The organism is Microvirga soli (assembly GCF_016734765.1).
GTDB lineage: Bacteria > Pseudomonadota > Alphaproteobacteria > Rhizobiales > Beijerinckiaceae > Microvirga > Microvirga soli.
The window spans coordinates 110,065-134,912 of the sequence record NZ_JAERQE010000010.1; the positions used below are offsets into that span (position 1 = coordinate 110,065).

25 protein-coding genes and 2 pseudogenes are annotated in these 24,848 nt (G+C 60.7%); 14 read left to right on the forward strand and 13 right to left on the reverse strand.

All coding sequences use genetic code 11. From position 1 onward, the window contains the following. The first annotated feature begins 133 nt into the window (after positions 1 to 133). From JKL45_RS11535 to JKL45_RS11565, 7 genes are all read left to right on the forward strand, one after another. The gene (locus tag JKL45_RS11535; protein ID WP_201861277.1) at positions 134 to 442 is read left to right on the forward strand and encodes a (2Fe-2S)-binding protein; all 309 of its coding nucleotides are present in this window, start codon (positions 134 to 136) and stop codon (positions 440 to 442) included. Further along, positions 439 to 933 carry a bacterioferritin gene (gene bfr / locus JKL45_RS11540; protein WP_201861278.1) on the forward strand — a complete coding sequence of 165 codons (495 nt, stop codon included), beginning with the start codon at positions 439 to 441 and terminating at the stop codon, positions 931 to 933. The genes JKL45_RS11535 and bfr overlap by 4 nt, the downstream gene beginning before the upstream one ends. Further along, complete coding sequence (gene irr, locus JKL45_RS11545) at positions 926 to 1,378, forward strand: Fur family transcriptional regulator Irr (protein WP_201861279.1); 453 nt, start codon at positions 926 to 928, stop codon at positions 1,376 to 1,378. Before bfr ends, irr begins: the two co-directional genes overlap by 8 nt. Positions 1,379 to 1,579: 201 nt before the next feature. Then, positions 1,580 to 3,118: a PAS domain-containing sensor histidine kinase gene (locus JKL45_RS11550; protein WP_246498485.1), complete on the forward strand. Its 1,539-nt coding sequence runs from the start codon at positions 1,580 to 1,582 to the stop codon at positions 3,116 to 3,118. Beyond that, complete coding sequence (gene fixJ / locus JKL45_RS11555; RefSeq protein ID WP_201861281.1) at positions 3,111 to 3,743, forward strand: response regulator FixJ; 633 nt, start codon at positions 3,111 to 3,113, stop codon at positions 3,741 to 3,743. Before JKL45_RS11550 ends, fixJ begins: the two co-directional genes overlap by 8 nt. A 102-nt stretch (positions 3,744 to 3,845) precedes the next feature. Next, entirely contained in the window at positions 3,846 to 4,226 is a 381-nt protein-coding gene (locus JKL45_RS11560; RefSeq protein ID WP_201861282.1) for a response regulator transcription factor, read from the forward strand. A gap of 179 nt (positions 4,227 to 4,405) precedes the next feature. Further along, positions 4,406 to 4,735 (forward strand): cupin domain-containing protein, encoded by a 330-nt coding sequence (locus JKL45_RS11565; RefSeq protein WP_201861283.1) that lies wholly within the window; start codon positions 4,406 to 4,408, stop codon positions 4,733 to 4,735. Between the two features lie 206 nt (positions 4,736 to 4,941). Here the strand turns inward: JKL45_RS11565 and JKL45_RS11570 are convergent, their stop codons facing one another. The 6 genes and pseudogenes from JKL45_RS11570 to JKL45_RS11595 all read right to left on the reverse strand — a co-directional run bounded on the left by JKL45_RS11570 (position 4,942) and on the right by JKL45_RS11595 (position 9,008). Then, the gene (locus JKL45_RS11570; RefSeq protein ID WP_201861284.1) at positions 4,942 to 5,517 is read right to left on the reverse strand and encodes a DUF421 domain-containing protein; all 576 of its coding nucleotides are present in this window, start codon (positions 5,515 to 5,517) and stop codon (positions 4,942 to 4,944) included. Between the two features lie 90 nt (positions 5,518 to 5,607). Then, entirely contained in the window at positions 5,608 to 6,402 is a 795-nt protein-coding gene (locus JKL45_RS11575; protein ID WP_201861285.1) for a potassium channel family protein, read from the reverse strand. 90 nt (positions 6,403 to 6,492) lie between these two features. Continuing rightward, positions 6,493 to 7,476, reverse strand: a complete 984-nt coding sequence (locus JKL45_RS11580) for a bile acid:sodium symporter family protein (protein ID WP_201861286.1) — start codon at positions 7,474 to 7,476, stop codon at positions 6,493 to 6,495. A 138-nt stretch (positions 7,477 to 7,614) separates the two neighbouring features. Continuing rightward, on the reverse strand, positions 7,615 to 8,343 hold the full coding sequence (locus tag JKL45_RS11585) for a YoaK family protein (protein WP_312896949.1): 729 nt from the start codon (positions 8,341 to 8,343) through the stop codon (positions 7,615 to 7,617). Then, positions 8,306 to 8,476: pseudogene (locus JKL45_RS11590) on the reverse strand (IS481 family transposase); the annotation flags it as partial. The pseudogene JKL45_RS11590 and the gene JKL45_RS11585, both read right to left, overlap by 38 nt. Positions 8,477 to 8,720: 244 nt before the next feature. Then, positions 8,721 to 9,008, reverse strand: a complete 288-nt coding sequence (locus JKL45_RS11595; RefSeq protein WP_201861287.1) for a hypothetical protein — start codon at positions 9,006 to 9,008, stop codon at positions 8,721 to 8,723. A gap of 1,309 nt (positions 9,009 to 10,317) precedes the next feature. On the opposite strand from JKL45_RS11595, the gene JKL45_RS11605 reads away from it, so the two are divergent. From JKL45_RS11605 to JKL45_RS11615, 3 genes are all read left to right on the forward strand, one after another. Beyond that, the gene (locus JKL45_RS11605) at positions 10,318 to 10,653 is read left to right on the forward strand and encodes a hypothetical protein (protein ID WP_201861289.1); all 336 of its coding nucleotides are present in this window, start codon (positions 10,318 to 10,320) and stop codon (positions 10,651 to 10,653) included. Further along, on the forward strand, positions 10,650 to 11,609 hold the full coding sequence (locus JKL45_RS11610; protein ID WP_201861290.1) for a CAP domain-containing protein: 960 nt from the start codon (positions 10,650 to 10,652) through the stop codon (positions 11,607 to 11,609). Before JKL45_RS11605 ends, JKL45_RS11610 begins: the two co-directional genes overlap by 4 nt. A 656-nt stretch (positions 11,610 to 12,265) precedes the next feature. Beyond that, entirely contained in the window at positions 12,266 to 13,048 is a 783-nt protein-coding gene (locus JKL45_RS11615; RefSeq protein ID WP_201861291.1) for a PRC-barrel domain-containing protein, read from the forward strand. 362 nt (positions 13,049 to 13,410) lie between these two features. Here JKL45_RS11615 and JKL45_RS11620 read toward each other — a convergent pair whose 3' ends face one another. Next, positions 13,411 to 14,010, reverse strand: coding sequence for a PRC-barrel domain-containing protein (locus tag JKL45_RS11620; protein ID WP_201861292.1), 600 nt, complete (start codon positions 14,008 to 14,010; stop codon positions 13,411 to 13,413). Positions 14,011 to 14,425: 415 nt separating this feature from the next. Between JKL45_RS11620 and JKL45_RS11625 the strand changes: the two genes are divergently transcribed. Together JKL45_RS11625 and JKL45_RS11630 are read left to right on the forward strand one after the other, a co-directional pair. Continuing rightward, the gene (locus JKL45_RS11625) at positions 14,426 to 14,665 is read left to right on the forward strand and encodes a hypothetical protein (RefSeq protein WP_201861293.1); all 240 of its coding nucleotides are present in this window, start codon (positions 14,426 to 14,428) and stop codon (positions 14,663 to 14,665) included. A 143-nt stretch (positions 14,666 to 14,808) separates the two neighbouring features. After that, positions 14,809 to 15,081: a hypothetical protein gene (locus tag JKL45_RS11630; RefSeq protein WP_201861294.1), complete on the forward strand. Its 273-nt coding sequence runs from the start codon at positions 14,809 to 14,811 to the stop codon at positions 15,079 to 15,081. Between the two features lie 174 nt (positions 15,082 to 15,255). On the opposite strand, the gene JKL45_RS11635 is transcribed toward JKL45_RS11630, so the two are convergent. Beyond that, positions 15,256 to 15,897 (reverse strand): DUF421 domain-containing protein, encoded by a 642-nt coding sequence (locus JKL45_RS11635; RefSeq protein WP_201861295.1) that lies wholly within the window; start codon positions 15,895 to 15,897, stop codon positions 15,256 to 15,258. Between the two features lie 942 nt (positions 15,898 to 16,839). On the opposite strand from JKL45_RS11635, the gene JKL45_RS11640 reads away from it, so the two are divergent. Next, the gene (locus tag JKL45_RS11640) at positions 16,840 to 17,385 is read left to right on the forward strand and encodes a PRC-barrel domain-containing protein (protein ID WP_201861296.1); all 546 of its coding nucleotides are present in this window, start codon (positions 16,840 to 16,842) and stop codon (positions 17,383 to 17,385) included. A 1,345-nt stretch (positions 17,386 to 18,730) separates the two neighbouring features. On the opposite strand, the gene JKL45_RS11645 is transcribed toward JKL45_RS11640, so the two are convergent. The 5 genes from JKL45_RS11645 to JKL45_RS11665 all read right to left on the reverse strand — a co-directional run bounded on the left by JKL45_RS11645 (position 18,731) and on the right by JKL45_RS11665 (position 23,653). Then, on the reverse strand, positions 18,731 to 18,910 hold the full coding sequence (locus tag JKL45_RS11645) for a hypothetical protein (RefSeq protein WP_201861297.1): 180 nt from the start codon (positions 18,908 to 18,910) through the stop codon (positions 18,731 to 18,733). Between the two features lie 688 nt (positions 18,911 to 19,598). Next, positions 19,599 to 21,077 carry a PRC-barrel domain-containing protein gene (locus tag JKL45_RS11650; protein WP_201861298.1) on the reverse strand — a complete coding sequence of 493 codons (1,479 nt, stop codon included), beginning with the start codon at positions 21,075 to 21,077 and terminating at the stop codon, positions 19,599 to 19,601. A gap of 688 nt (positions 21,078 to 21,765) precedes the next feature. Continuing rightward, positions 21,766 to 22,311: an SH3 domain-containing protein gene (locus tag JKL45_RS11655; RefSeq protein ID WP_201861299.1), complete on the reverse strand. Its 546-nt coding sequence runs from the start codon at positions 22,309 to 22,311 to the stop codon at positions 21,766 to 21,768. A gap of 68 nt (positions 22,312 to 22,379) precedes the next feature. Continuing rightward, on the reverse strand, positions 22,380 to 22,871 hold the full coding sequence (locus JKL45_RS11660; protein WP_201861300.1) for a hypothetical protein: 492 nt from the start codon (positions 22,869 to 22,871) through the stop codon (positions 22,380 to 22,382). Positions 22,872 to 23,077: 206 nt separating this feature from the next. Beyond that, on the reverse strand, positions 23,078 to 23,653 hold the full coding sequence (locus tag JKL45_RS11665; RefSeq protein WP_201861301.1) for a DUF421 domain-containing protein: 576 nt from the start codon (positions 23,651 to 23,653) through the stop codon (positions 23,078 to 23,080). A gap of 860 nt (positions 23,654 to 24,513) precedes the next feature. Here JKL45_RS11665 and JKL45_RS11670 point away from each other — a divergent pair. Next, positions 24,514 to 24,843, forward strand: a pseudogene (locus JKL45_RS11670) (DUF4112 domain-containing protein); the annotation flags it as partial. Between the last annotated feature and the right edge of the window lie 5 nt (positions 24,844 to 24,848).

Consider the following 24,848-nt stretch of genomic DNA (forward strand, 5'->3'; position numbering starts at 1 on the left):
CACCTCGGCATACAGCGCGGCGCATCCTACCGCCTCTCCCACCGTGACATCCCGGAGTGGCCAAGGTGGGCCGGATCGGGCTGAGGCATTGATAGAAGCTGTCATTTAGAAGAAGTCCAAACTGGGGTTTCCCATGATCGTCTGCTCGTGCAATGTCTTCTCGGATGGTGAGGTGCGCTCCTGCCTCAACCCCGGCCCGGCCTGCCCCCGCACGCCTGCCCAGGTATACCGCGATCTCGGCTGCGGCCCTCAATGCGGGCGCTGCGCCACCACGATCCGCGCAATCATGGATCAGGAACTAGCCCAGAAGCACGCCTGCACGGCCGACTGCGCAACGGACTGCCCGATGACCCGGCGGGCCAACTCGAACGAACCGCCGAAGCTTGAGAGATGGCGGCGCCGCTCTACCCTCAATGGCTCCGCACGGAGGCAGGGCTCATGAAGGGTGATCCCAAGGCAATCGAGTATCTCAATCGCGGCCTGCGCAGCGAGCTGACGGCGGTCAACCAGTACTGGCTGCATTACCGGCTCCTGGACGATTGGGGCTACAAGGAGCTTGCGAAAACCTGGCGCAAGGAATCCATCGAGGAGATGCACCATGCGGATCGCTTCATCGAGCGCATCATCTTCCTCGAAGGCTTTGCCAACCTGCAGGTGCTCGACCCCCTGCGCATCGGCCAGAACATCCAGGAGATCCTCGAATCCGACCTCGCGGCGGAATACGAAGCCCGTAACCTCTATGGCGAGGCGGCCGCCTATTGCGACAGCATCGGCGACCGGGTGTCGAAGAACCTCTTTGAGGAACTGATGACCGATGAGGAAGGCCATATCGACTTCCTCGAAACCCAGATCAACCTCGTCGAGCAGATCGGCATCGAGCTCTATGCCCAGAAGCATATCGGCGGCCTGGGGAAGGACGAGGCCGATGGCTGAGCCGGCGCCGGACCTCCGCACTGCGGCCCATCCCGGTCTCGGCTGCCCCTTGGCGCAGGTGCGGGTCAGACTCCGCAGGGCGGGGCTGCGCCCGACCCGGCAGCGTATCTGTCTCGGATGGCTCCTCTTCGGCAGAGGCTACCGTCATTTAACGGCCGAGACACTGTTTGCCGAGGCCCAGAAGGTGCGGGTGCCAGTCTCCCTTGCAACGGTCTACAACACTCTGAAGCAGTTCACGGATGCGGGGCTCGTGCGGCAGATCGCGGCCGAGGGCCGCAAGACCTACTTCGACACTGACTTGACGGATCATCACCATTTCCTGATTGAGGGGGACGAGGAGACCATCGACATTCCCTCCGCGACCATGAGCGTGACCGGGTTGCCCCCTGCCCCCGAGGGATATGAGATCGAACGGGTTGACGTGATCGTGCGGCTCCGCAGATGAGCTGGCGGCACCGCTCCGGGCGCAGTGGCCATGGGGCTGACACGCCAGCAGTGCCGCCCCAAGCCTGAAGCGGGAAGACCGCAGACTTCCGGGCTGCAAAGCCTACTTCTACGCTCAATGAACCCTGCCACGGCGCGGGCGCTTTGGAATGACCAGCAGACCGTCTATATAGAGTACTGCCGCAGTCATTTGGAGAACGTCTTGCAGCACACTGCCGGAGACGGCGGGCGTCGTTTGGCGCCCCCGGTGACCGCCGATCTCCTGATCGATGCCATCGGTGACATCGCCCTTGTCGTCCTCGACCTGGACGGCCGCATCATGAGCTTCAACGCCGGCGCCGAACAGATCAGCGGCTGGCGTGAGAACGAAGTTCTGGGGTGCCATTTCTCGATGTTCTTCCTGCCGGAGGAGGTGGCGGACGGCAAGCCTGCACGAGTGCTCGCCATTGCGCAGGAGACGGGCCGGTACTGCGAGGAGGGCATCCGCCTGCGCAGGGATGGCTCGCGCTATGTCGCCCATGTCACGGTGGCCCCGCTGCGGGACGAGGCCGGCACGGTGCAGGGCTATGCCAGGGTCGTCCGGGACATCACCGAGCGGGTTGCCGCCGAGCAAGCGCTGAAAGCTCGTGAGGCGCATCTGCGCTCGATCCTGGAGACCGTGCCGGACGCCATGATCGTCATTGACGAGCAGGCCGTGATCCAATCCTTCAGCGCCGCGGCCGTGCGCCAGTTCGGCTACGAGCCGGGCGAGGTCATCGGGCGGAATGTCAGCATCCTGATGCCGGAGCCCTACCGCACCCAGCACGACGGCTACATGCACCGATACCTCTCGACCGGACAACGCCGCATCATCGGCATCGGCCGTGTGGTCGTGGGCTTGCGCAAGGACGGCTCGACCTTCCCCATGGAGCTGGCCGTTGGCGAGATGCGTTCCGAGGGCATTCGGTACTTCACCGGCTTCATCCGGGACCTGACCGAGCGCCAGCAGACAGAATCGCGGCTGCAGGAGCTTCAGTCCGAGCTCGTGCACATGTCACGATTCACGGCTTTGGGCGAGATGGCCTCCACCTTGGCGCACGAGATCAACCAGCCGCTCACAGCCATCACCAACTACCTGAAAGGTTGTCGCCGCATTCTGCAGCGCATGGAAGGGGACCAGGTTCCGATGCTGCGGGACGCCATCAACGAGGCGGCCGACCAGGCCCTGCGCGCCGGTCAGGTGATCCGCCACCTGCGCGAGTTCGTGGCCCGAGGGGAGACCGAGCGCCACATTGAGCACCTGCCGAAGCTTATCGAGGAGGCGAGCGCCCTGGCGCTGATCGGCGCCAAGGAGAAGGGCGTGCGTGTGGATTTCCGGCTCGATCCCACCGCACAGTTTGTGTTGGCCGACCGCATTCAAATCCAGCAGGTGCTGCTTAACTTGATCCGCAACGCCATTGAGGCCATGGAGGGGCTCCCCCGACGTGAGCTCAGCATCGAGACGGAGACGCAGCCAAGAGATGGCTTGGTCGAGATCCTCGTGCGCGACACGGGCACCGGCATCGCCCCCGAGGTCGCGGCCCAGCTCTTCCAACCCTTCGTGACCACCAAGGAACATGGCATGGGGGTCGGGCTTTCCATCTGCCGCACGATCATCGAGTCGCACGGCGGCAAGATCACGGTTGAGTCGGAGCCGGGCCACGGGACGACGTTCCGGTTCAGCCTGCGCACGGTGGATCAGGAGGAAATGGCTCATGCCTAACGAAACGATTGTCCATGTGGTCGATGACGACCTCGCGGTGCGGCAGTCGTTGTCGTTTCTGCTGGCCTCGGAGGGCCTGCCCGTGCGCCTGCACGAATCCGCGTCAGCCTTCCTGGAGACGGTAGCGGCCCCGTCCGGCTGCATCGTGACGGACGTGCGCATGCCAGGCATGGACGGCATCGAGTTCCTGCGCCATCTCAGGGAACGGGGCTTCGGCATCCCGGTGATCGTGATGACGGGCCACGCCGACGTGCCGATGGCGGTGGAGGCCATGAAGGAGGGAGCGCTCGACTTCATCGAGAAGCCGTTTGACGACGACCTCTTCCTGGCCGCCGTCCGCTCGGCCCTGCAGGTTCGGGAGCGGCTCGCCGAGCGCGATGCGCAGGCGGCCGAGCTCCAGGCCCGTCTTGACGGTCTCTCGGAGCGTGAGCGCCAGGTCCTGGAGGGCCTCGTGGCCGGCAAAGCCAATAAGGTGATCGGCTACGATCTCGACATCAGCCCACGGACGGTGGAGATCTACCGGGCCAACGTCATGACCAAGATGCAGGCCGGCAGCCTGTCGGAGCTGGTGCGCATGGCGCTGCAGGCCGGCGTCGACTCAGGCAGTCAGGCGCCCGCTCCTTAAGGGAAATTCCTGAATGATCCGCCAGGCGCCCGTTGAGGCAGACCAATCCTGAATTTTGCAGGACGCGGTATGCCAAGGACAATGCAGCACCGAGACCCCATCATGCCGACAACCTCAGGACCCATCATTCTCGTCATTGAGGACGACGAGGCCGTTCGGCAGTCGCTGAAGTTCGCCCTGGAGCAGGAGGGGCTGGAGGTGCACGTCTACGAGAGCGGCGAGCGGCTTCTGGCAGACCCCGCCCTTCCCCGAAGCGGGTGCCTGGTCGTGGACTACGCCATGCCCGGGATGGATGGGATCACCCTGCTGGAGCGCCTGCGGCAGAGGCATGTTGATCTGCCGGCGCTCCTGGTCACCGCCAGATCCTCCCCGGCCGTGCGGGAGCGGGCCCTCCGCTCGGGGTTCCGCCAAGTGCTGGAAAAGCCCCTGGAGGACAATTCGCTGCTTGACGGGATCCAGCGCGCGCTGGTGATTTCGGTATAGGCGCACCGGGAGCGGACAGGCGCTTCGGTGAGCCTGTTGGCGACGACCATTCCGGTCCACCGGCTTTGTCGATCCATTCAACGGGGTATCCCCAGAAGCAGGATGTTCGCCGTCTAAAAGTTGCCTGCCGGCGCAGGGCAGGAGGTGGCGGCGGTTCGCAAGATGGAAGGAAGAGCATCATGGCGTTGAACCACGTGAAGTCCGGCGACATCGTCGACCTGCAGCCGCTCGGGGAGAGGCTTGCGGGGGCGAAAACAACCGCCTTGGTGAAGACTGACGCGTTCGAGGCGATCCGGCTGGTGATCCCGACGGGCCGAGACATCGCGCCCCATGAAGTTCCAGGCCCGATCACCCTGCAATGCCTGGAGGGGCGCGTTCTGCTGGGGCTCCCCGACACTAGCGTGGAGATGTCCGCAGGCCAGTGGATCTACCTCGACGGCGGCATCAGGCATTCCCTCAAGGGGCTTGAGAACTCGTCCCTGCTGCTCACGATCCTATTTGGCCGGTGAGGCAGGACACCCTTGAGCCTTGCACCCTGGGATGCGCCGCCGCTTGGGCTGTCGACAGGTGCTAGGTCCCCTATGCGGCCGAGGAGCTGTCGCGGGTGCCTCCGTGGGTGATGCAGCGCGCGTCTTAAGCCCGGAGGCATGCTCCGGGCTGCCGGCAGTCAAGGTCTCTGCTTTGGGACTGCGGCAGCCGGCCGCCGACACCGTCCCTAAGTGCCGATTGAGATCCGGACCGTCTGCACGCTGTCCCGCACCGTCACCTCCACTACCTTGGGCTCCGGATCGGCTTTGATAACGCTAAGCTTTCCGCTGCGCTCCAGGCGCGCCTCCTCCACCTGTTCCAGGCATGAGATGCCCTTGCCCCGTAGGTCCTCCCAGAGGTCATGATCGGTCATGTGCGTGGTCCGCATAGCCTGGACATCAACGTTGCCCTTGCGGACCAGGACCCGGGGCTTGCCTTCGACCATGGTGCCGAACCCGTGCCACCGCATGGCCAGACCCGAGAACACCCAGTGCATGCCGAGCAGCACCGCGGTCGCCACGAGGGCGGGAAGGAATGGTGCGTTGCCCGTCACCGCCCGGCTGACGATGGACCCGATCATGATGCCGAGGATCACGTCGAAGGCGGTCGCCCGTCCCATGAAACGTTTCTTGGCCAGCCGCACCATGAGGACGGTGACCACATAGACGATGGCCGCGCGCAGCCCCATCTGCAGGACATTGATGTCCCTGCTCTCCAGCTCCAGGCCAAGCGCTACCCGCACGAATTCCTCAACCTGATCCATTCTCACCACCTCCGGAAGCGCAAAGTAAGCGGGGATAACCGAGTGCGTCGGGGACGGTTCAAGATCGGCCTCATCTTGGGTTGCCCGTCATCAGTGGCTTGCCTTATCCGAAGTGAGGTCCGCCCGCAGCGCCGCGATCTCGGCCCGCAGAGCGGCCAGATCGGCACTGCTCGCAGTCTCCGTCTCCGGTGACGCCGCATCGCGCTCGACAAAGAACGAGGCAAAGCTCGCGGTGATGTATCCGAACACTGCAAAGCCATATAGCGACAGCAGGAAACAAAGGATGCGCCCCTCCAGGCTCTTGGGCCAGAACTCGCTTCCCATGGTGGTCAGAAGCATGCCGGTCCACCACAGCGCGTCCGCATAGCTGGCGAAGCCGCCTTGCACCTCAGAGGCAGGCTCAAAGGTCAGCATGCCGCCGGCCCCGAGCAGCGCAATCAGCGCAGTCAGGCCGATTACATAGCCAAGCCCGCGCCGGCTGAGGCTGGCCCGCAGGGCGTTCATGCCCCGGTTCGCGGTACCCACGATGCGCACGAGCCGGAAACCGCGTGCCGCCCGGGCGAACCTGAGGAAGCGAAGCCCGCGCAGAAGGCGGGCGGCCGGCACCACCAGCGCGATCACCGTGAGCCAGTTGCGGCGCAGAAACGTGCCCTTGTGAGGAGCAAGGACAAACCGGATGGCGAACTCCCCGATGAAGGCAACCCAGATTGCCGTGCCGAAGACCTCCAGCGAACGGGTGGTTCCCCACACCAGCTCCACGATGACGAGAAGCAGCCAGACGAAGCTGAGCACCATCATCGGCGTTTGCAGCCAATCCTCAAGGTCGTGGAGCACGCTCCACCGCTCCTCCACCTCGTCCGCGGCCGCGCGGGGCGTGTCGTTCATGGTCCGGGCACTCCTGTTCAGGGTCAGATGCCGGTGAGAACGGCGGCGTCCGTCGTGCGGGTCCGTGGGAACCGGCAGGACAGCCGGCGGCTACTTAGAGCCTGCAGCGGCCGGCATCGCACCATCTCGAGCATAACGCCGGGCGATGACCGACCCCACCAGGATCTGGATCTGATTGTAGAACATGATCGGCAGCACGATCATGACAAAGCCGGGAGCGGTGGCGAACAGCACTTTGGCCAGCGGCAGGCCGGATGCCAGACTCTTCTTCGAGCCGCAGAACACCGCGGCGATCTCGTCTCGCCGTGAGAAGCCGAAGCGGCGCGCGACGAAGGCCGTAATGGACAGCACGACCGTCAGGAGCACCAGGCAGAGCACCGCCGTCAGCGCCACCGAGGCTGGTGGGAGCCGGGACCAGAGGCCGTCGACCACCGACTGAGAGAATGCCGCGTAGACGATCAGCAGGATCACGCCCTGGTCGAGTTGGCTGATCTGAGGCTCGTGCCGGGCCATGACGCCGGCCAGCCATGGCCGCGCGATCTGGCCGGTTGCGAAGGGGACCAGGAGTTGGAGCACCACATCGCCCAGGGCTTTGGTGAGGTCGAAGCCGCCCTCCACGGACGCTCGGGTGAGCAGTGAGAGCAGAACCGGCGTCAGCAGCAGGCCGAAGACATTCGAAGCAGCGGAGCTGCAGATGGCTGCCGGCACGTTGCCCTTGGCCATGGCGGTAAACGCGATGGAGGACGACACCGCCGACGGCAGCGCCGCCAGGTAGAGGAAGCCCAGCAGCAGGTCCGCGGGCATCCATGCCGATTGCAGGACGCCGAACGGCATCACGGCCAATGGAAACACGACGAAGGTAACGCCGAAGATGAAGAGGTGCAGCCGCCATTGGATGAGGCCCTGTATCACCACCTCCCGCGGCAAGGCCGCGCCATGGACAAAGAACAGAAGCGCGATTCCAAGGATCCCCAGAGTGTCCAGGATCTCGGCGCCCGCGCCCCGGGCCGGGATGATGTTGGCCACAGCGACGGCTGCCATGATCAGCAGGAGAAACGGGTCGATTTTGCGCATTGTCGGATCCAGTTGAAGTGTCGGGCCTGCTTGCGGCAGGGCTCAGTAGTAGGGCCACACTGTGGGATGGTTTGACCCTGAATCGGCGGGACGGCGGTTTGCCCAATCGCGGCTGCCGGCTTGCGCCAGCGACAACGCTCAGTGAGCACCCTGGTGTCGATGTCCATTCGCCAGCACCGCCAGCGCGCTGAGCAGCGCCAAGCCGGTGACCAGAATGGCCGGAACAGCCAGGGCCATGAGGCCGAAGGCGCCGTGCAGGATAGCGCCGGTCGCGGCCCCTGCGGTCAGGGCGCTCCACACTAGGGCATGGCCTCCCAATTGCCGCCGCTGTGCCCGGCCTATCAAGATTTGGCCAAGCGCCTGCCCCAGGCTCACCAGCGTGCCGGTGATGAAGGTCACGCCCAGCCGCACTCCGTGCACCGGCTGCAGGGCGGCGTTCTGCACGCCCATCGCGGCCACGACCGGGAGGATCGCGGCCGCGATGGTCCATCCGGAGCTGACCAGGACAACCGCCGCCGCGAGCAGGAGCGCCTCCAGCAGCAGGATGGCCGGCAGGCGCCATGCTCCCGCGAGACTGGCCAGAACGGTCGCAAGCGTGACACCGCCCAGGAACGAGGCGATCATCAACACGCCCTGGTGGACCGGGTCAGAGTGGCCGTCGGCCAGCCCGACGCCGAGCGACACGCTGGCCCCGCTCATGAAGGACGCGAACAGCCCGCCTAGGCCGATGTACCCGATGGCGTCTACAAATCCGGCCACCGCCGTCAGAAGCCCACCCGTAGCAATCTGGGCCACCGTGCCTATGGGCGAAACCGCACGGCGGATTGTGCGGCCGGCTGGAATGGTCCTGGCAGTCCTGCGCCCCACGTTTGCGCCACTTGCGGATGGTCTCAGTGCTCACGCTGAAGCGCTGGGCCAGCACGCCCGTGGGCTCGGTCGAGCGGGCGATCTCCTGACGGACGGCTGGGGTGGTGCGGGCTTGGGGATGAAGGGAGAGCATCACGTCCTCCTGCGGCGAGGAGCTCGGCGTCGCAGTCTCTCAAAGCGCCAAGTGTACTCCTCAATCGCGCAACGCACCTGGTCCCAACAACGTTCCGCTACCAAACACTAAGTTGGAACAACGCACTGTATAGGGCAGCAATGGCGTTCCACGTGCGCTATGCCTAGCCTTCCCGCAATCTTGCTGACTCGAACGCCCCGCACAAAGAAGCGACGAGAGTGCAGAACTCCCCGAGAAATCTGGTTCAGGGACGAAGCTCCGAAAAGTCTCGTATGTCTCTAGTCCTTCCTGGTTTCCCAGAGCTGAGAACCTCGGCATTCCCAAGCCACTTGCGGGCCGCTTCGAGTGTGCCGAAGGTATGTTCCAGCTTTGTAAAAGGATGGGGCCTCTCTCCAGACGGCAGGTCAGCCAACAACTCTACTCTCCATTCTGCCTCCCTGCTGTCGTCATCGCGGACGACGCCAGCCACGACGACACCGTTCAGGAGCACATCGTAGCTTCCGGGCGCCAATCGAGAAAGTGTGTACACCATTTCTTGCATCTCCTCTTCGCCTTCGGATCTGCATTGCGCCGCTAGATGACCTCTGTGGCTTGAAGCTAAACGACTGCGAAAGCCGTTCAGACATGCCATGCGATGGAGTAAGGATGCGGGGTCCGGTCCTGGTACAGAAGCGCATGTCGTTAAGAACGCCGTCGTGCCCGCTCCCTGCCGGGTATGATGTCTCTTCACCCCTGCTGCAATTTTCGGTGAATTATCATGGGTGACGCTGGTCTGTTCGGGCCCCGGCAATATCGTCCTTCTCCCTATCGTCTATCTGGTGCACCTATGCTCAAAGCGTCGAACAGGATACCGATGCCAGTCGTTCCCAGGTAAAGCAAACGATCTGCTCTTTGCCTGTACGGCGCTGGACCATTTAGCTCCAAAGGGAAGGCATCATAGTAGGCCAGGAGCCATTCCTACCTACGTTCAAGTGATGCCTGCTAGGCCTGAGATTTATGTTTGTACAGGCAAGTTGGTTCCCCGCTCTGCATCGGTGAAGCATATGCTGCACCTAGACGTATGGGTCTGGGAACGAACTGTCAGGCAGTGTCCCAGCCCTCTGATCCTTCGAGCCCCAATCCTCCTTGGAGTCTCCCTTCTTGGGCGCGACACTGTTTCGGCGAGTTCAGCCGTCCTGGCGAGCACGCTCGGGAGGTGCAGTTTCCCGACCACGATCTCGCCCGGCAATAACCTATCGTCCATAGCGCGGCGCTGGCGCACGACCTTCTCAGCTTTCGTGGACGCCAACCCGCACCCTCACGCCCCCAACTTCCTGGCGATCGGGGCTGCGCTGGCCCTTCCACAGAACTCTCCTGAGAACGTGGTCTCCCGCACCAGATTTGTGGCAGAAACTCATGTCATCATAGTCAAGCTGTCAATTCTGGATCTGGAACGGCGTGTCACTATCACGGAGCCGAATCTGGCGCCGGGGCGCCTGTCTGGATTGAGGGCGGCACCAGCCGCTCACCGAAGTACCAGGTGCGCTTCCGGCGAATGCACGCTACGCGGCAGGATAACTCCGCTGGCGCTGTTTCACCGGCCGGCAGTCCAAGATGAACTATGTTCCCGAGCGTACCCTTCTTAGGGTACGGCCGAGGCTTAGAGGAACACTCCCGCAGCCCTCATGTTTGCCATGAGAGTAACTTCTCCAGCCCAAGATTTGGAAACCAAGATCAATACTGCCCCGGACCGAGGATGGCGAACGATCTTGCGAGTTTACTGGTTCAGATACGATCAGCGGCACGGGATGGCGCTTCGGGGTCGAGATGATGTCAAGGCCGGTTGAATTCAGGAGACGAAGATGCCAGTGCTGTCAGATCCATTCTGCCGCCAGCCTCTCAGGCTGCTCCTTCTCGCCGCGTCGCTCGCCGGCCTCCTACTGGTATCTGGCGCTGTGAGAGCGGAGATTTTCGAGGGCGACGAAGCATATGAGTCCTCGGACGAGGAGATGGAGGGTGAAGAGGGGTCATTCGGCTTTCAAGGGGATGACCCTCCGTCCATTCAACGCGGTATTGACGCCGATGACCACCTTGCGAGGAAACTGAGGATGAGATCCCCAGCGAGCTGGGCGGCGAAGGTGAGGACGACTAATGTTGCTGGGTTCGACACTAACACCACGAGTGGACTGCAAGGATGAGACGCCTTAGTTGTCTCGCCTCGGCCCTCACTATTGTTGCGAGCCTCGTCGGCTGGTCCGTTCCAATGACTGCGGCTGAGACGGGCAACTTGGATCAGCTTCGGCAGAAAGCTCTCGAACTCGTCAACGAGGAGCGGCAGGAGCTCGGATTGGAGCCCCTCTCGCTCGGGCCGGCTCTGAACGAGGCGGCTCAGAGCCACGCACAGGACATGCTGCAGCGAAACTACTACGCCCACACATCCCCGCAGGGCAATACGGTCGCCGACCGCTACTCCAAGGCCGGTGGCAGCCGTTGGCACATGACGGCAGAGAATATCGCACGTTGCCAGGGGTGCCCCTCCCCACTGACGGAGGAAAGCGTCGCGAATCTGCACAGGGGTTGGATGAACAGCCCACCACATCGCGAGAACATCCTGAGGAGAGGTCTAGATCGGTTCGGGTTCGGCATCATAGCCGCCCCCAATCAAGCTCTCTATGCCGTTCAGACCTTCGCGGGGGCCGGCACACCGAGAGAAATGCAGCCAGGTGGAGCGTCCATAGTGACAGGGGCCGATGATCAGACCGCTCTGGCACTCCAACAGATCAACAGAGAGCGTCATGACAATGGCCGCGGGCCCCTGGAGGCCGATCCGACCTTGGCCCGCGCCGCTTCGAGACTGGCCCCACAAACCGACCAGGATATGTCGAATTTTGATCTCCAGGGTCGTCTCTCAGCTGTCCTGCCCGCAGATGCACCCCGCAACTGGCAATCCTTGGCCGCAGTCCTGGGGCGCTGTGGGGGATGCGGCATGGAGCCAACCGAGGGTGACATTCGGCATTTCGTCGGACAATGGCTTGAAGACCCGGGCTATAGAAGCCGCCTCCTGAGTCGCGATTTCACTCACTTCGGGCTTGCGCTTGAGACGAACGGAGACGGGCTCAAGACGGCGTCCGCTGTCCTCGGACAGCGGCGGTGAGGTCCAGCGTCCCTGCTTCCAGACACCAATTGAGAGCGTGTGCACGGCATACTCTCCACCTCCTCTTCAATATGGATCCGAACTGCACCAACGGGCAAAATCCACGTTCAGGGCAAGGAGATTGCCGCCTCAGAAGGTGAAGAACCCGCCTGCCCGGCAGCCTCTTAGGGCCCGGCTCAGGTTGGCAACCGTGCTGATCCACCATCTCACCATCGGATGCTACGGTGATAAACATGCACGTTGCACCCTTCACCTAAGGCACTCTGTACGTATGAATGATGCCCTCTGGGTGGCACGTAGTCTGCACGATGCTGCTGCATGTGGCTACCCGTGGTGCTGCAAGGTGGGTTTAAGTGGCAAGTGTTGGACAAATGCGCATAAGGTATAGCATAGAAGCCTTCCTTGCCGCTTATTCCTTGCTGATGCGGCCAAAATCTTTCCTTGCATGAAGGCTGCCGAAACGTTTGGCTCTGAACGCAGTACAGGTGTGTACCGGGAAGCGACATCTCCCCTCGGCGCAGACGGAGCATCTGCGGCATTCACACGTTTCATCAGCAGTGGCCGTGTGCGTTTCTTCAGTCGGAAGCAGCCCGTTGTCATGAAACACGAAGATCCTCGCACTCGATGCGACGTTCTCAATTCAATGGAGTTAAAGCATGCGCGAACTCTCGCTCAAATTATCAGCGGCTTTGGTCCTCCTGGCATTGCCTGTTGCCGCCCACGCACAGCAAGGTCAAGGCGCAACGAAGTCAACGCCCGCACCAAAACCCGCCGCCGAAGCTACGAAGCCTGCGTCTCAGCAGGGCCTCTCCCTCATCTCAAAGGATGCCGCAGATAAGGTTAACCTGATCGGTCCTGATGTGCTGTATAAGGGCTGGCGCGCTGCGGCGTTGCTCGATGAGGATGTTTATGGTCCCAAGGGTGAACAACTTGGTGAGGTCGAGAACATCCTGGTCGGCCCCGATGGAAAGATCACTGCCCTTGTTGTAGTCGGTGGTGGATTCCTTGGCATCGGTGATGCGGCATTCCGCGTAGCGTGGAACAAAGTTGACCTAACGGCCGCACAGGACGGGATCAAGGTTTCACTGACCGAAGAACGTGCAGAGGATCTCGGTCTCTTCGACGGGCCAAACTGGGTCGCTACTGGCCCACGGGAGTGGCGCGTGTCCGAGCTGATCGGGGACTACGCCCGGCTGCGGAATGGTCTCGGCTTCGGCTACGTCACTGACATTGTGTTCAGCCGCGACGGACAACTCATGGCGACCTTGGTTAACCGGGATGTCGCTTACGGCGCGGGCCTATATGGCTATCCGTACTATGGCTGGGGATATGGTTGGTACCCGACGCTCGACTATTACGCCTTGCCCTACGACAGCCCGGAACTTGCAGCGGCGGCCCCGACTGTGGCCTACGACAAGTTCAACGACGACGTCCTCTGACCAAGAGGCATCCGGGGATTGGTGGCAATCCCAATCCCCGGTCAATGCATCTTTCTGGTCATTGAGACCCTGAGCGCCGCTGTGGCTAGCGTATTCCATTTATGGGCGAGCACGCACGGGATGGTCGCTGGCTCTTGAGGCATGCTCTATGGAGTGCGACAGTTGGAGTGACGGGAGGTAGCAGTTCACTACTCACCACTTGCTCCAAAAACCCTCAACATGCTATTGGCGCCGTCCCCCTCGGAATCCGCCACACGGACCACCCGCCTGTATAGTTGCCGCAAGTTCTATGAAGTGCTCTCGACGTTGCGGCTGTATGGACGCTTGGCACCGCGAGACCTTGGCGACTGGCCCTCTTGCTGTCAGGGCCGGCGCCGGATATCCCCAGCATCAGTCGCAGATGCGACGTAGCGCAGAACAGCAACGAGTTCAGTGCTCCGAAGCGACCGGTACACTCCGCCGTTTGCAGGGACTGCAGGCATCGCAAGAAGATCCTGCTCTCCAATTCCGGGTAGCAGCAGCCGTCCGCCGTCCAGCGTTATGCGCTCTAGAGGTATAGCCACCTGCTTGTTCCCCGGCCAACGAGGGCCACGGTATGTCATGAGCACATAGATACGCTGGTCCCCTCCCAGCGCCAAGCGGTTGACGTTGCCCACCTGCTCACTCTTTTCGTTGAACACATCCATTCCTACGAATTGTTCGGCCCGAAGACTTGCATGCCTTGGGGAGCGGGTCTGCAATGTCACCCCGGTGTCGACGCATGCCTTGTAGCGGCTACCCTGCCGATATACGCGCATTTTCTGGAGCGCTTCATAGGCCTCGGCAGGTGCCATGCCTTCGAGTGCGCTGATGAGCCGATCACACTCTCTGCGCCCCTGATCACCCTGCGCATGGCCAAGGCTCATAAATGATCCTGCGAGCGCGGTGATCGCCAGCGACCCAACCAAGATGCGCTTTCCCATCGAAATCCCTCCTCCGAAGGTCCCCATGGCCTAGGCCACAGGACGACTGTTCCAAGCACCTGATCCCTCGCTCGCTCATGAGGATGGTGGTGCTCTTTTGTGAAGAGCAAGACGCCTGATGGATCGTTCCCGTTGCGCCTCAACACTAGGTACGCTCGCGGACGATCTTCCACTCAGAGGAAGGAGCGAGATGTTATTCGGCGAGAAGGCAGCACCCAACCCCTGTATAAATGGCGGCCAAGCATGAGGATACCTGTACGTTCTTGCTCTGAGATTAACCGACCATCGGCGTCTTCTAGCATTTCACGCCGGTGTGGAACGGCTTCACATGCGGATCAATTGCCTACTAGGGACCGCTGCCATACTGGACATTGCCCGGCAACCCCGACAGCCAATTTGAATCGAGGAGGACAGGATGCGTCTTCCCGCGTGCGCTACCACGCTTGCGCTTATGGCCGGACCATCCATGGCTCAGACCTCGAACCTTTATCGTTACTACAACAATCCTATCGACGCGACGGAAGAGCCGGCTGCCTGCTTCCGGAATGCCGACGTCGTGGCACTTGAGGACGTGGAAGTGATGATCCTTGAAGGCGAGGAGCTCGGCAAAAGCAAGAATGTAGTTGGGGCCCGTCCGGGAGCTTGTTTGCTGTAATGGAAATCGGGGCCTCGACGTGGCGAGGGAAAGGCGCCGCATTGATCTCAGCCGCATGTACTGGCACGGCAACAACTTAATGCTGCACACCACAACCAAGGCGGAAATCGACGACCTGCCGAAACGGCAGGGAGATCGGGTATGTGGAGCTCGTCGATGAGGATGAAGACCGAAGCGACATTGAAGTATTGAGACTTGGCATGACCGCCATAGGGCTACGTTACAACCTGATCGAGACGGCCGCCGACCGTGCGGCAGCAGGCGTGGTGGGGACGACCCAAGTCGAGCTTGGCGTCGATCTGGCTGGCACACGCTTGGTACGAGCTTGGGCAGGGCATAAGTGTCAGATGCTGCTTTTGAAGCCGGAAGGTGCTCACACGACGGCTGCTCTTTTACTGCCTCCTGCCCTTTGGTGATCAATCCAATGAGGGATCGTCACTCGGACGATGCAACGTTCGCGAGCGCCTCATGAGCGCTGGTCACGGCCCGGACCCACTTCCCGCATTGGCAGACTCGACAACCTGGGAACGTTCCGCCTGAGGCGAAGGACGCTGCATAGCCGCATTCCCAGCAGGTGTAACAGCCCCCGATCAAGACAGTCTCCCTCTCCTTGTAAGTTCGCAGCGGTCCTTCCACGCCCTCAGGCAGCAGGGGCAATCCGGCTCGTGGGTGGGTGGTTGCCGGAAGACACTGATCTTGCCGCTCGGCTCCAGGTAGGCCCGTTCAACATCTCCCAGTTGTTGGACTCCAGCACTTCTCAGCGTCTCGAACAACTCCTGCCGGGCGATACCCTCCCGTCCCATCGCCCTGAGGTCCATGATGCCATCTCGCACGAGGCGGACCGCATCTGTTGAGAGCAATTCCTCCGCATACTTTGACCGCTGCGTCAGGTGCGCCACACCCCGCGTCAGAATCACGATACCAGTGACCGCTACCAGAGCGTGTAGCAGCGGGACGTTTGGATAGAACATCGGGTCGCCGACAGCAGAGCCCAGGGCGATGATGATGACGAAGTCGAAGGGAGCGAGTTGTCCCATCCCCCGCTTTCCAATCGCACGGACAACGAACAAGGCGCAGGAGTAGACAATCGCTGTCCTCAGAACGATTTCCGCCAGGAAGATCCAAGACATCTCGCCGAGGAGGATACGATGCAGATCGAAAACATATTCTCCCTTCATGATGCTTCCTCCAGCCTTTGCCGATTCGGGCCTAAGCACTTCCGAATACTTCAAGTAGCTCTTTCGCAGAGCCTCGGTGGACGTCTGGCTTTTTTGGCATCGTACGGATCGCACTTTACTGACTGGCGTGATGCAGGAAGTGCCAAGCCCGGCCACAGATCTCAAATTACCTCAGGTACCAGACCAGGGAGATGGTAACGAACAGTTCAATGTCATCCGTGCGCGTCGAACGTCTCCGTTCAGGTCTTTCGCATAGTCTCGGGCGCAATGCAGGCGAGATTATTCGTTGAGCCTGCCCCGGGATCTCGCCGCGCTGACGAATTGAAAGAACTCGGTACGATCAATGACCGTGCGCTGAGTTGCCCGCGGCCAGCCTGATTGACGTATCCGGCAGGTGGAAGCAGTGTTGGGCTGCTATCACGGAGGCAACAATGCCTAGTCATTCGGAAGTAACGGGTGAGGCGCCGCGCCAACGCGCAGTCCATCAGCAGAATAATCAAATGACGGGATTGGAGGATATGATCGACCGTCTGAAGATCCTTAACCGATGCTCAGACGATCTTGTGCATGCCATCCGTCACATGATGGACTAGCTCTGACAAGGGGGCCTAGCGGCCCCGGACTGATCGAGCGGAATGCGTCCTCACCCGAACGGCTCCCCACCTGGCGGAGTGCTGTCTAGTGTGGAATGCCAAGGTTACAGCCGCAGCAACCGGCAACACCAGTTCCAGCCAATGCTGTATCACGAACTCTGACATCTTGCGCTCCGTAGGTTGTGCACGCGGCGAGAAGTGTTCGAACACGGTTCGTATGGATATAAAGATCCAACGGACCATGCCGGGGTGAGTTCGCAGGGCTGAGCTGAAGCCCCTATAGATCATGTACGGCAGCGGACGGAGTTCGGCGACCACGCACAGCCTGACCGACGCGATCCTAGAACCCTGATATCTCACAGTCGTTAGCTTTAGGAAGCCACTCGGATCCAAGGAGTTTGTCATGAGACATAATCTGGTTCCAATCATAATTCTTTCAACGCTCCTGATCTCCGATGCTACTGCGCAACAGACATCAACAGTTGCTCCAACCCTTCCGGCAGCCAGCGAGCAGAGTGCCGGGTTCGCCGGACCATTAGATGCACCTGGACCAATTCACTTCCTGCCCCGACGCGATCCTTGGGTCGTGCGGGCCTCGGATCTCCTCAACGAAAGGATCTACAATCCAAAGGGCGAGGATGTTGGCGAAGTTGAGGACGTTCTCATCAACAGGAATGGCCGGATTGAGGCTCTTGTGATTGAGGTGGGCGGCTTCCTCGGCATCGGTGAGCGCCGGATCGCTGTTTCTCCGCAGGCCATTCGACTTGATCCACATGAGATGACTGCAACCACTGGTACTGTTCCGAGCGTTGGGCTATCTCCAGAGACACAAGGTGCGGTAAAAGCAAGAGACGACCACAGGATCAGCAAGGCGATCGTACCGGAAAGGATGGTATTGACGCTATCGTTCGACCAACTTCGAAGCGCACCAGCGTATGTCGACGAATAGAAGGCAAGTCGTCTGACCTGATACGTCAGTGGTGAGCGATGGTCAGCTTATGCAGATTGAGCAGGTTATTGATGCAGTTATGTTGAAGTAGCCGCTCGTCTCCTGACCGCAGGCTTCCTGTTGGTAGAAGCGCACTACGAAGACGATGAGCCCTGTTGGATCGCGCCCGACTGACATATGCTGTTCGAAGGTTGGGCAGGGTATGGGCGTTCTTCCGTGCAACTGCGCGCGACCAAATCATAGACTATGGTTGGCAATGGAACGCAAGTCGACGGGCGTCGCACATCGCAAGGAGATGACATAATCGTAATCTGCCGGACAAGTCGCCGTAAGCAATTGGTTGCTATTCAGTGCAATGGACTTGTCATCTTACCCATTGATATCTGCATCGGGCATGTGCATTCCAGCATCGGAGCCGGAAGTTCAATCGGCGTGGATCCGGTAACGCTCCGGAATCAGCCGTCCACCTATGCTTGAGCTGTGAATGCACTGGAAAGGCCTATGGCCTTTGGATCGTACTTCCTCAGGAGGAGGAGGTCATTAATGTCGTACAAACAAGACGAACTGTTGCCACGCACGGATGCATTCACTCCCTGTCCCCACCGGATTGAGTGTGAGTTGATTGGCGCCTACGTTCGACTCGGGGTTACGCCACCCTGCCCCGATGGGTCGCGAACAGTGGCGCTGATCGGTGTGAGGCCGCTCAGGGTGCGTCTGACCGAGTTGCCAAGGGGATGTATTCCCTCGACGATGCCACCGTTGTGGCTCGAGATTTTCTCGCCGGAGGGAGAGACCATAGACGGTTGCGGGTGCTTCGACCTTGGGGAAGCTGAGCTGACGGACGCAACTCAGGTCATCATGGATGCCATTAAGGAAACAGCAGTGGCGTAACCGTGCAAAGGACCGCGATTGATGTGAGCGTGTAAACAGCCTTATTAAGGTCCAAACAGTTCACGCGTAGCTTCGATCGCAGCCGCATGCCATGCCACACCCGAGCGACTTCTTGAGGGATAGGTCTCAACAAAAATCGCCATCCCGCCTCATGGCTGGCGATCGACCTGTCCGATCCGGATTTGGGAGCCGGTGAGCTGACGAAAGGTCCTTGGCGGTCCAAAAGCTCTCCCACACAAGGAGTTGGGTGCAGCAGCCATAGTTGAGGTCGGACATATGCGATGAGGCATTAGGATGCCGGCGATCCGCTCCCAATGTTTCCCGCGGCTACTGTGGCAGGTGAGATGGGCAGTTTTACTGCCTCGGGAGGGTAGCGGATAGGAAGATCCTCGGTGTTCGGGCCGGAATGGCCTGCAGATACGCTGGTTGAACGAGAGCCCGATGCCACTCCTGTTCATGATGCTCGCATGGCGCCTTGCTGATTGATTACCCAGCCGGCGAACTTGCCGCCGGCTGTAGCGCCGATTGTGTCCATGACAAGATCCAGCAGCGTATCGGCCCGTTCAAGATTAAGGAAGGTGGCCTCCACAAGCTCCCAGGCAATCCCCAGACCTAGCCCGATCAGGGCCGCCAAGATTACGAAGCTTCTGCTCTCGGGAACGCCCGTTATCCAACCGCTGATCCATAGGCGGTACATGACGGCAGATACTAGAGCAAACGGGGGTGAAGGTGTGTACGAGCTCGTCGAACCACGCGAACTCATCGAACTAGTCCCAAGCCCAGCCTCCGGCGTTCAACAGGGCCACACACACGACCAGAAAGCTGATCAGGCTCGGAATGCGACGCTGCAGCAGCATGAACACAAGCGACAGGAGGAAGAACCCGCCGATGGTCTACAACCCATTCCAGCGCTAAAGCCACCAAACCGCGACGAACGCGACGGCTTGCAGAGCAACCCCAAAGCAGGCCAGCGCACGCCCGGTGCTGCTATCTACCGGCGGGTGCGGGGTAGTGTAAGTCATGGCCGTTGACTTCTCCTATCAGTCACCTTCGTCAGTCGTACAATCGAAGGTTTTCGGCCATCATTTCAGGCTGGGCGGAGCTGTGTATGACGGCTTATCGGGATCACCTCCGCCGTGGGGAGAGAAAGTTCTGTCCTCTCCTTCTTGTCGACCAAGGGTCAGCCCGCAGTCGCAATGTTATTGTTTCTGCACGACACTCACGCCGACCATGCTGCCGTCAGCCTCTCCCCCGCGTTCATCAGTGCGCGAACTACAATGGGGGCATCAGGCCCCCATTGCATGCATCCAGCAGGTGGTTAGTTATCCCCGTAATCCGATGTCGACGGTCTCGCTGTCCGCGAACTCGCGATACTCTCGGGTGTTGAAGTCCCAGTCGTCGATCGCCTTGACCTCAGTTTCCGTCAAGCCGGCAGCCACGAGTCGGCCGCCGGTCACAAACATACGATCGAGCGGGATCGGAACCTCCTTCTCGCCCAGGCCAAGGAACCCACCGTGTTCAAGGATGACGAAGCTCCGATTATCACCAAGGCGACGGACCAAGCGCTTAACTTCGCCGATTTTCTGGCCACGGACGCTATAAACATCCATGTCCTCGAGATCGGTGATTCGCATCGGACGGATGTTGGCGCCCGGGTCAACAGCTCCGGTTGCTGCGGGATCCGGCCGTGGCTCCGCGGTTAACGCCGCACGCTCATTGATTGGCAAGCCTGCCCGGTCATGCGCTTGATCGGCTGCCGCCATATAGCTCGCCAAGCTCGCGCGATATGTGGGCTCAGCTTCGCGGTAGCCGGCCATGCCTTCCCGATAGACCGGCAGGGCCCGCAGTTCGGCTTCTGACATGCCCGGGAGGATAATACGATCCTGTTGAAGCGCCATTTGCGAGAGGGGCAGAATGCGGGCCTCGCCGCCCAGTCCCAGGAACTCGCCGAAGCGGATCACACCATAGCTTTGGTTATTTGAGCCCAAAATCACGCGCTCAATCTCACCGAGACCCTCGCCTTCAAGATTGTAAACGTCCTTGCCTTTGATCTCGGACACGGCAATGGGACGGACAGGGTTCGTACTGGTGTTCATGGCCTGTTGGTTGCGAGCAGCGGGCTGAGTCTGCTGCTCGACACGCACAGCCGGCTGGCCATCTGCTTGATTGACGACGACTCGCGGCTCAGCGCGCTCGTAGCGTACGGTCGGCTGCCCTTCCGCTCGCTGCACCTGTACCTGTGGCTCAGCGTTTGCTTGGCGTTGCACCATAACTTGAGGCTGGACTTCCTCGACCTGCACCCGCGGCTCGCCGGGACGGGTGACCGACACGTCAGGGCGCGCCATCAGCACACGCACATCCGGCTGCGGCATCGAGACGTTTACATCGGGTTGGGGCATGCGCACGATGATCTCCGGCTGAGGGATGTTAACCGTCACCGTCGGCTGCGGCTGGCGCACGATGATCTCCGGTTGGGGCTGGTTCACCGTCACCTGGGGCTGAGCTTGACGGACGATCACACGCGGATCGGCCGGGTCCACCTGGATGGTCGGAGCCGGCTGGCGGACCACTACGTTGGCTCCAGCGTTGGCCGCCCGTGCCGCCAACGCTGGATCGGTACCAGAGCCAGCGATCGCTACACGGTAGTCCGGCTCAAGCATGCGGTATTGGCTCGCCATCTGCTGATTGTAAGGCTGGAACCGCAATTGATCATCGTTGCCCGCCACTATGAGACGGTCGTTGCGATAGGCAAGACGATTGACTGGAACGAGCGACTGATTTGTGCCGGCCGAGACGACCAAGTAGACTTGGTTGTCCTGTCCTTGCACGGTTCTGGTGATGCGGCCGAACTCGCGACCAGACTCGGTGTAGAGAGTCTGGTTCCGTAGCTGTGAGGAGGGAATGCCTTGATCCTGCGCCGTGTTCTGCCGGCTCTGTTGCTGAGGCTGGTTAGCCTGGGGTGTGGCGTTCTGCTGGGAAAGAGCGGGTAAGGGAACGAGGGCAGTCGTGCCAAGGAAGGCTACAATTGTTGCGAGTCTCATCATGGGCTCCTTCGCTGCAAATCCAGACCCCAGCCAGGACGTCCCTAGCCGGACTAACGTCTGGACTCAGTTAGGAGGAGAAGCGGTGAGTGCTCTCCCAGTTTCGATGGGTCAGAACGTTTCTGTACGGTGCAGGACTAAGTCTGAGCCCTGGGGATTCTGGCTGTACGATTGCCCGCTCCGAAGGACGAGGACTTCTGCTATGCCGAGACTGCAGGACCTGTCCAAGGCAGAGCAAAATGGTCCCAATCCATGCCACCGCCTGCAGAGCCATGGCGCTGGTCGGCCCACATCTGTTTGCTCTTCGGAAATGCGTTGCCCCTGCCGACAAGTCCAGTCGTCAGGGGCGGGTTCGTACACGGATGGGCGGCGAGCGTTCGGAAGCAAGGGCCTAATCCCGTCGCTCTCGCCGAAGGTTCTGCCGCGCCTCTTGCAAGTCTTGACGCTCCTACCTCAGCTTGCGCCGCTCCGCGCCGGTGTCGTTGCCTACTCGGCGCTCCTGCCGCAAGTCCCTGCGAGCCTCAAAGAGGTCCGTGCGCTCGTCCCGCAATTCGCGGCGAGCGTCCCCCAGTTCCCGGCGGCCCCTTTGTATCTCGCGGGTATCGAGGTAGTAATCGCGATACCATGGTCGGTCGACGTAGTAGCGGCGGTGATAGACATTTGGACGGAATCCAATCACTGGCACGCCGATCGTGACGCCGATACTTGGAATGGGCTGGCGTGCATAACGTTGGCCGGCATAGGCGAGATACTTCCCTGAGACCCACCCGCGCTCACCGGACCAGCTTACGTCGCACCAGTTGTAGCCGGTAAGACATCCGTGGACAACCACTCGGTCACCCTCCTCGATCGTGTCGAAGCGCTGATAGGATGCGGCTGGTCCGGTTCGAATGTTGAGGTCGGTGGCGGTGAACGCTAGGGCTTCGGCGAGCACCGCTCCCGGTAGCACGAGACTCGTAGCAAGGGCGATGGCTGCCGTACTTCTCTTCAACATCGGATCCTCACTTTCGGCATGCGCTGTTACAGGAGTGTCGGTAGCTTAGTTGGCGCTGCTCAGCAGGCTCACTTCAGCTCGGCGATAGTCACCGTCCTGCCAACGCCGACGTTATAAAAGGCAGCTTCCTCGAAATCCGGTAGGGATTTCAGTGCCTCCTTTGTCAGGTCGGGAGCGACGATCCGGTCGTACCGGACAGCGATCTTGCTCAAGGGGACAACAACTCGGTTCTCAAAGAAGCCCATGACGACTCCGTTGCTGACGACGAGGTACATTTCCTTGTCGGAACTGTGCTCAACTACCTGCTCGATATCGCCGAGATTCGATCCGTCAGGTGCGACCAAGTCTTTCTCGACGATGCTTGAAACCGGGATTTGACGAGTTGTCCCGGCCGGCTGGGATGGAGCTGGAGATAGCTGTGCCGATCCTGCAATTGCTGCTGGGCCCGTTTCCGGAATGCCCGGCGTGGGGGAGGAGTTTTTGCCGGGGGACTGCGCCAATACGGTGGACAAAGGAACAAGGGTGGTCGCCAGAATCGCAGCAAAGACTGTCACACGCATAAACAAATCCCATTGGATGGTGGCTCAACCCTTGCCCGTGGAGGGCCGCACGGCTCTCGCCGCGTGAGGAGTTTTAGTCGCAGCCGGTTGGATACGTGGGTAGAAGCCGGTCACAAGCGGATTGTTTCGGGGCGTTACGTGCAGTCGGTACGCTGTTGTACCGTCATGTGCGCCCCTCTAGTGGGCTCCCCGCCGTCCCGGCAGTGCTACGTCCTAATCTCGATCCGGACTGTCTGCACGCCAACCCGCACCATCACGTCCACAACCTTGGGCTCCGAAGCCGCCTTGAGTACACTAAGCTTGCTACTGCGCCCCAAGCGTGCCTCTTCCACCTGATCTGGGCGCGAAATGCCCTTGCCCCGCAGGTCCTCCCAGAGATCATGCTCTGTCAGGTGCAATGCCCGCATCGATGAGGTGTCGACGTCGCCCTTGCGGACCAGGACGCCGGCCTTGCCTTTGACCAAGGTGCCGAAGCCATGCCAACGCAGGGCAAGGCCCGAGAACAGCCAGTGCATGCCCAGCAGCACCGCCGTTACCGCAAGGGCAGGAAGGAACGGCGCGTTACCGGTCACGGCGCCGCTGACGATAGATTCGATCATGGTACCGAGGATCACATCAAAGGCCGTGGCACGTCCAATAAAGTGCTTCTTGGCGGGCCGGACCATGAACACCGTGACCACATAAGCCACTGCGGCATGCAGCCCCATTTGCAGGACGTTAATGTCGCTGCTCTCTAATTCCAAGCCAAGTGCCTCACGCACGATCTCTTTAAGCTGATCCATGCTCACCCCTACTGGCGGGGTAGTGCGAGAAAGAGACACTCACGAGCACACGGATTGCATCTCTTCTACATCATGAAGTCTCAGTGCATGAGGTAGAAGCGAGTGAAGATCAAAGTTATCCGACTGGTATCATCCTAATGCCCAAGCAAGCACGCCGATGCCGGCAACGGCCCCAAGCATCGTAATCACAAAGCCCCAGTTCGACGTTCGGCGCTCACTAGGTGTTGCGGTTCGGTTCAATTTTGTGGTTGAGCCAATTGTATTGGAATCACGTGGTTCGGGATTTGCTGTCATAATGTCGTCCTTGCGGTCCAGGATTTCCGACCGGGGTGCTGAAAGCAAAACTCTTGAGCCGTTGCTTTGAGCGGAAACGGCGCTGATGAAAATGAATGGGCACGACATAGGACGAGGTCCGGCTATCCGGCGTATTGCGCAGGGACTGAGTACGATGCTGCACCAAGTCTCCGCTCATCTGGTACTTGCGCTCGGCGGGCCAGCCTTCGATGCGCGTTCGTATGCGCCACTACATGTGACTCCAAATCTCGTGAAGGCGATCGCGGGGAGCGTACTCTGCCGCAGCAAAAGCTGAGAAAGCCACTAGGGTCCGCTGCAAGTGGGCCGAAGTGCCTACGTATCCTCGCACAATGGAGCTTGAATCCGGTTTGGATGACACCACTTGTCAAGTATCGGGGTCCGGGCCCCTCTGGCAGACCTTTCCGGCTGCGATGTCGGACTCTCTCACCTGAGGAGCGCTTGAAGCTGCTCCGCATCTGGGGGACCATTGTGACGCCTTACATTTCTATATCCACTGAAACGGCACTTCGCCGCATGCTAACGCGACACGTGCGCGTCTTGATACCCTTGCGCCGCTTCCCGACAGCGCTGTTCGCGTGCCAGGGACCAACATCGGCTTCGGCGCAGACGCCCTCCTGAACCTGATCCCAGGCGGCGGAACGCTGACCTCGAAAGGCATGTCAGCTTACCTGATCTGGGAGGCGCGCCGCCTGGGCGCGCCCATGTCGACGCTCCTGCGCATGATGGGCAACGTCGGTGCCGACTTCGTCGTCAGCGCGGTTCCTCTCTTGGGCTGGGTCGCAGATGTATTCTACTGCTCAAACCTGCGCAATATGGCGCTGCTGCGTGATCACCTCGACCGATCCGATCCGGTATCGAACACCTTCCAGAGATGATGGTT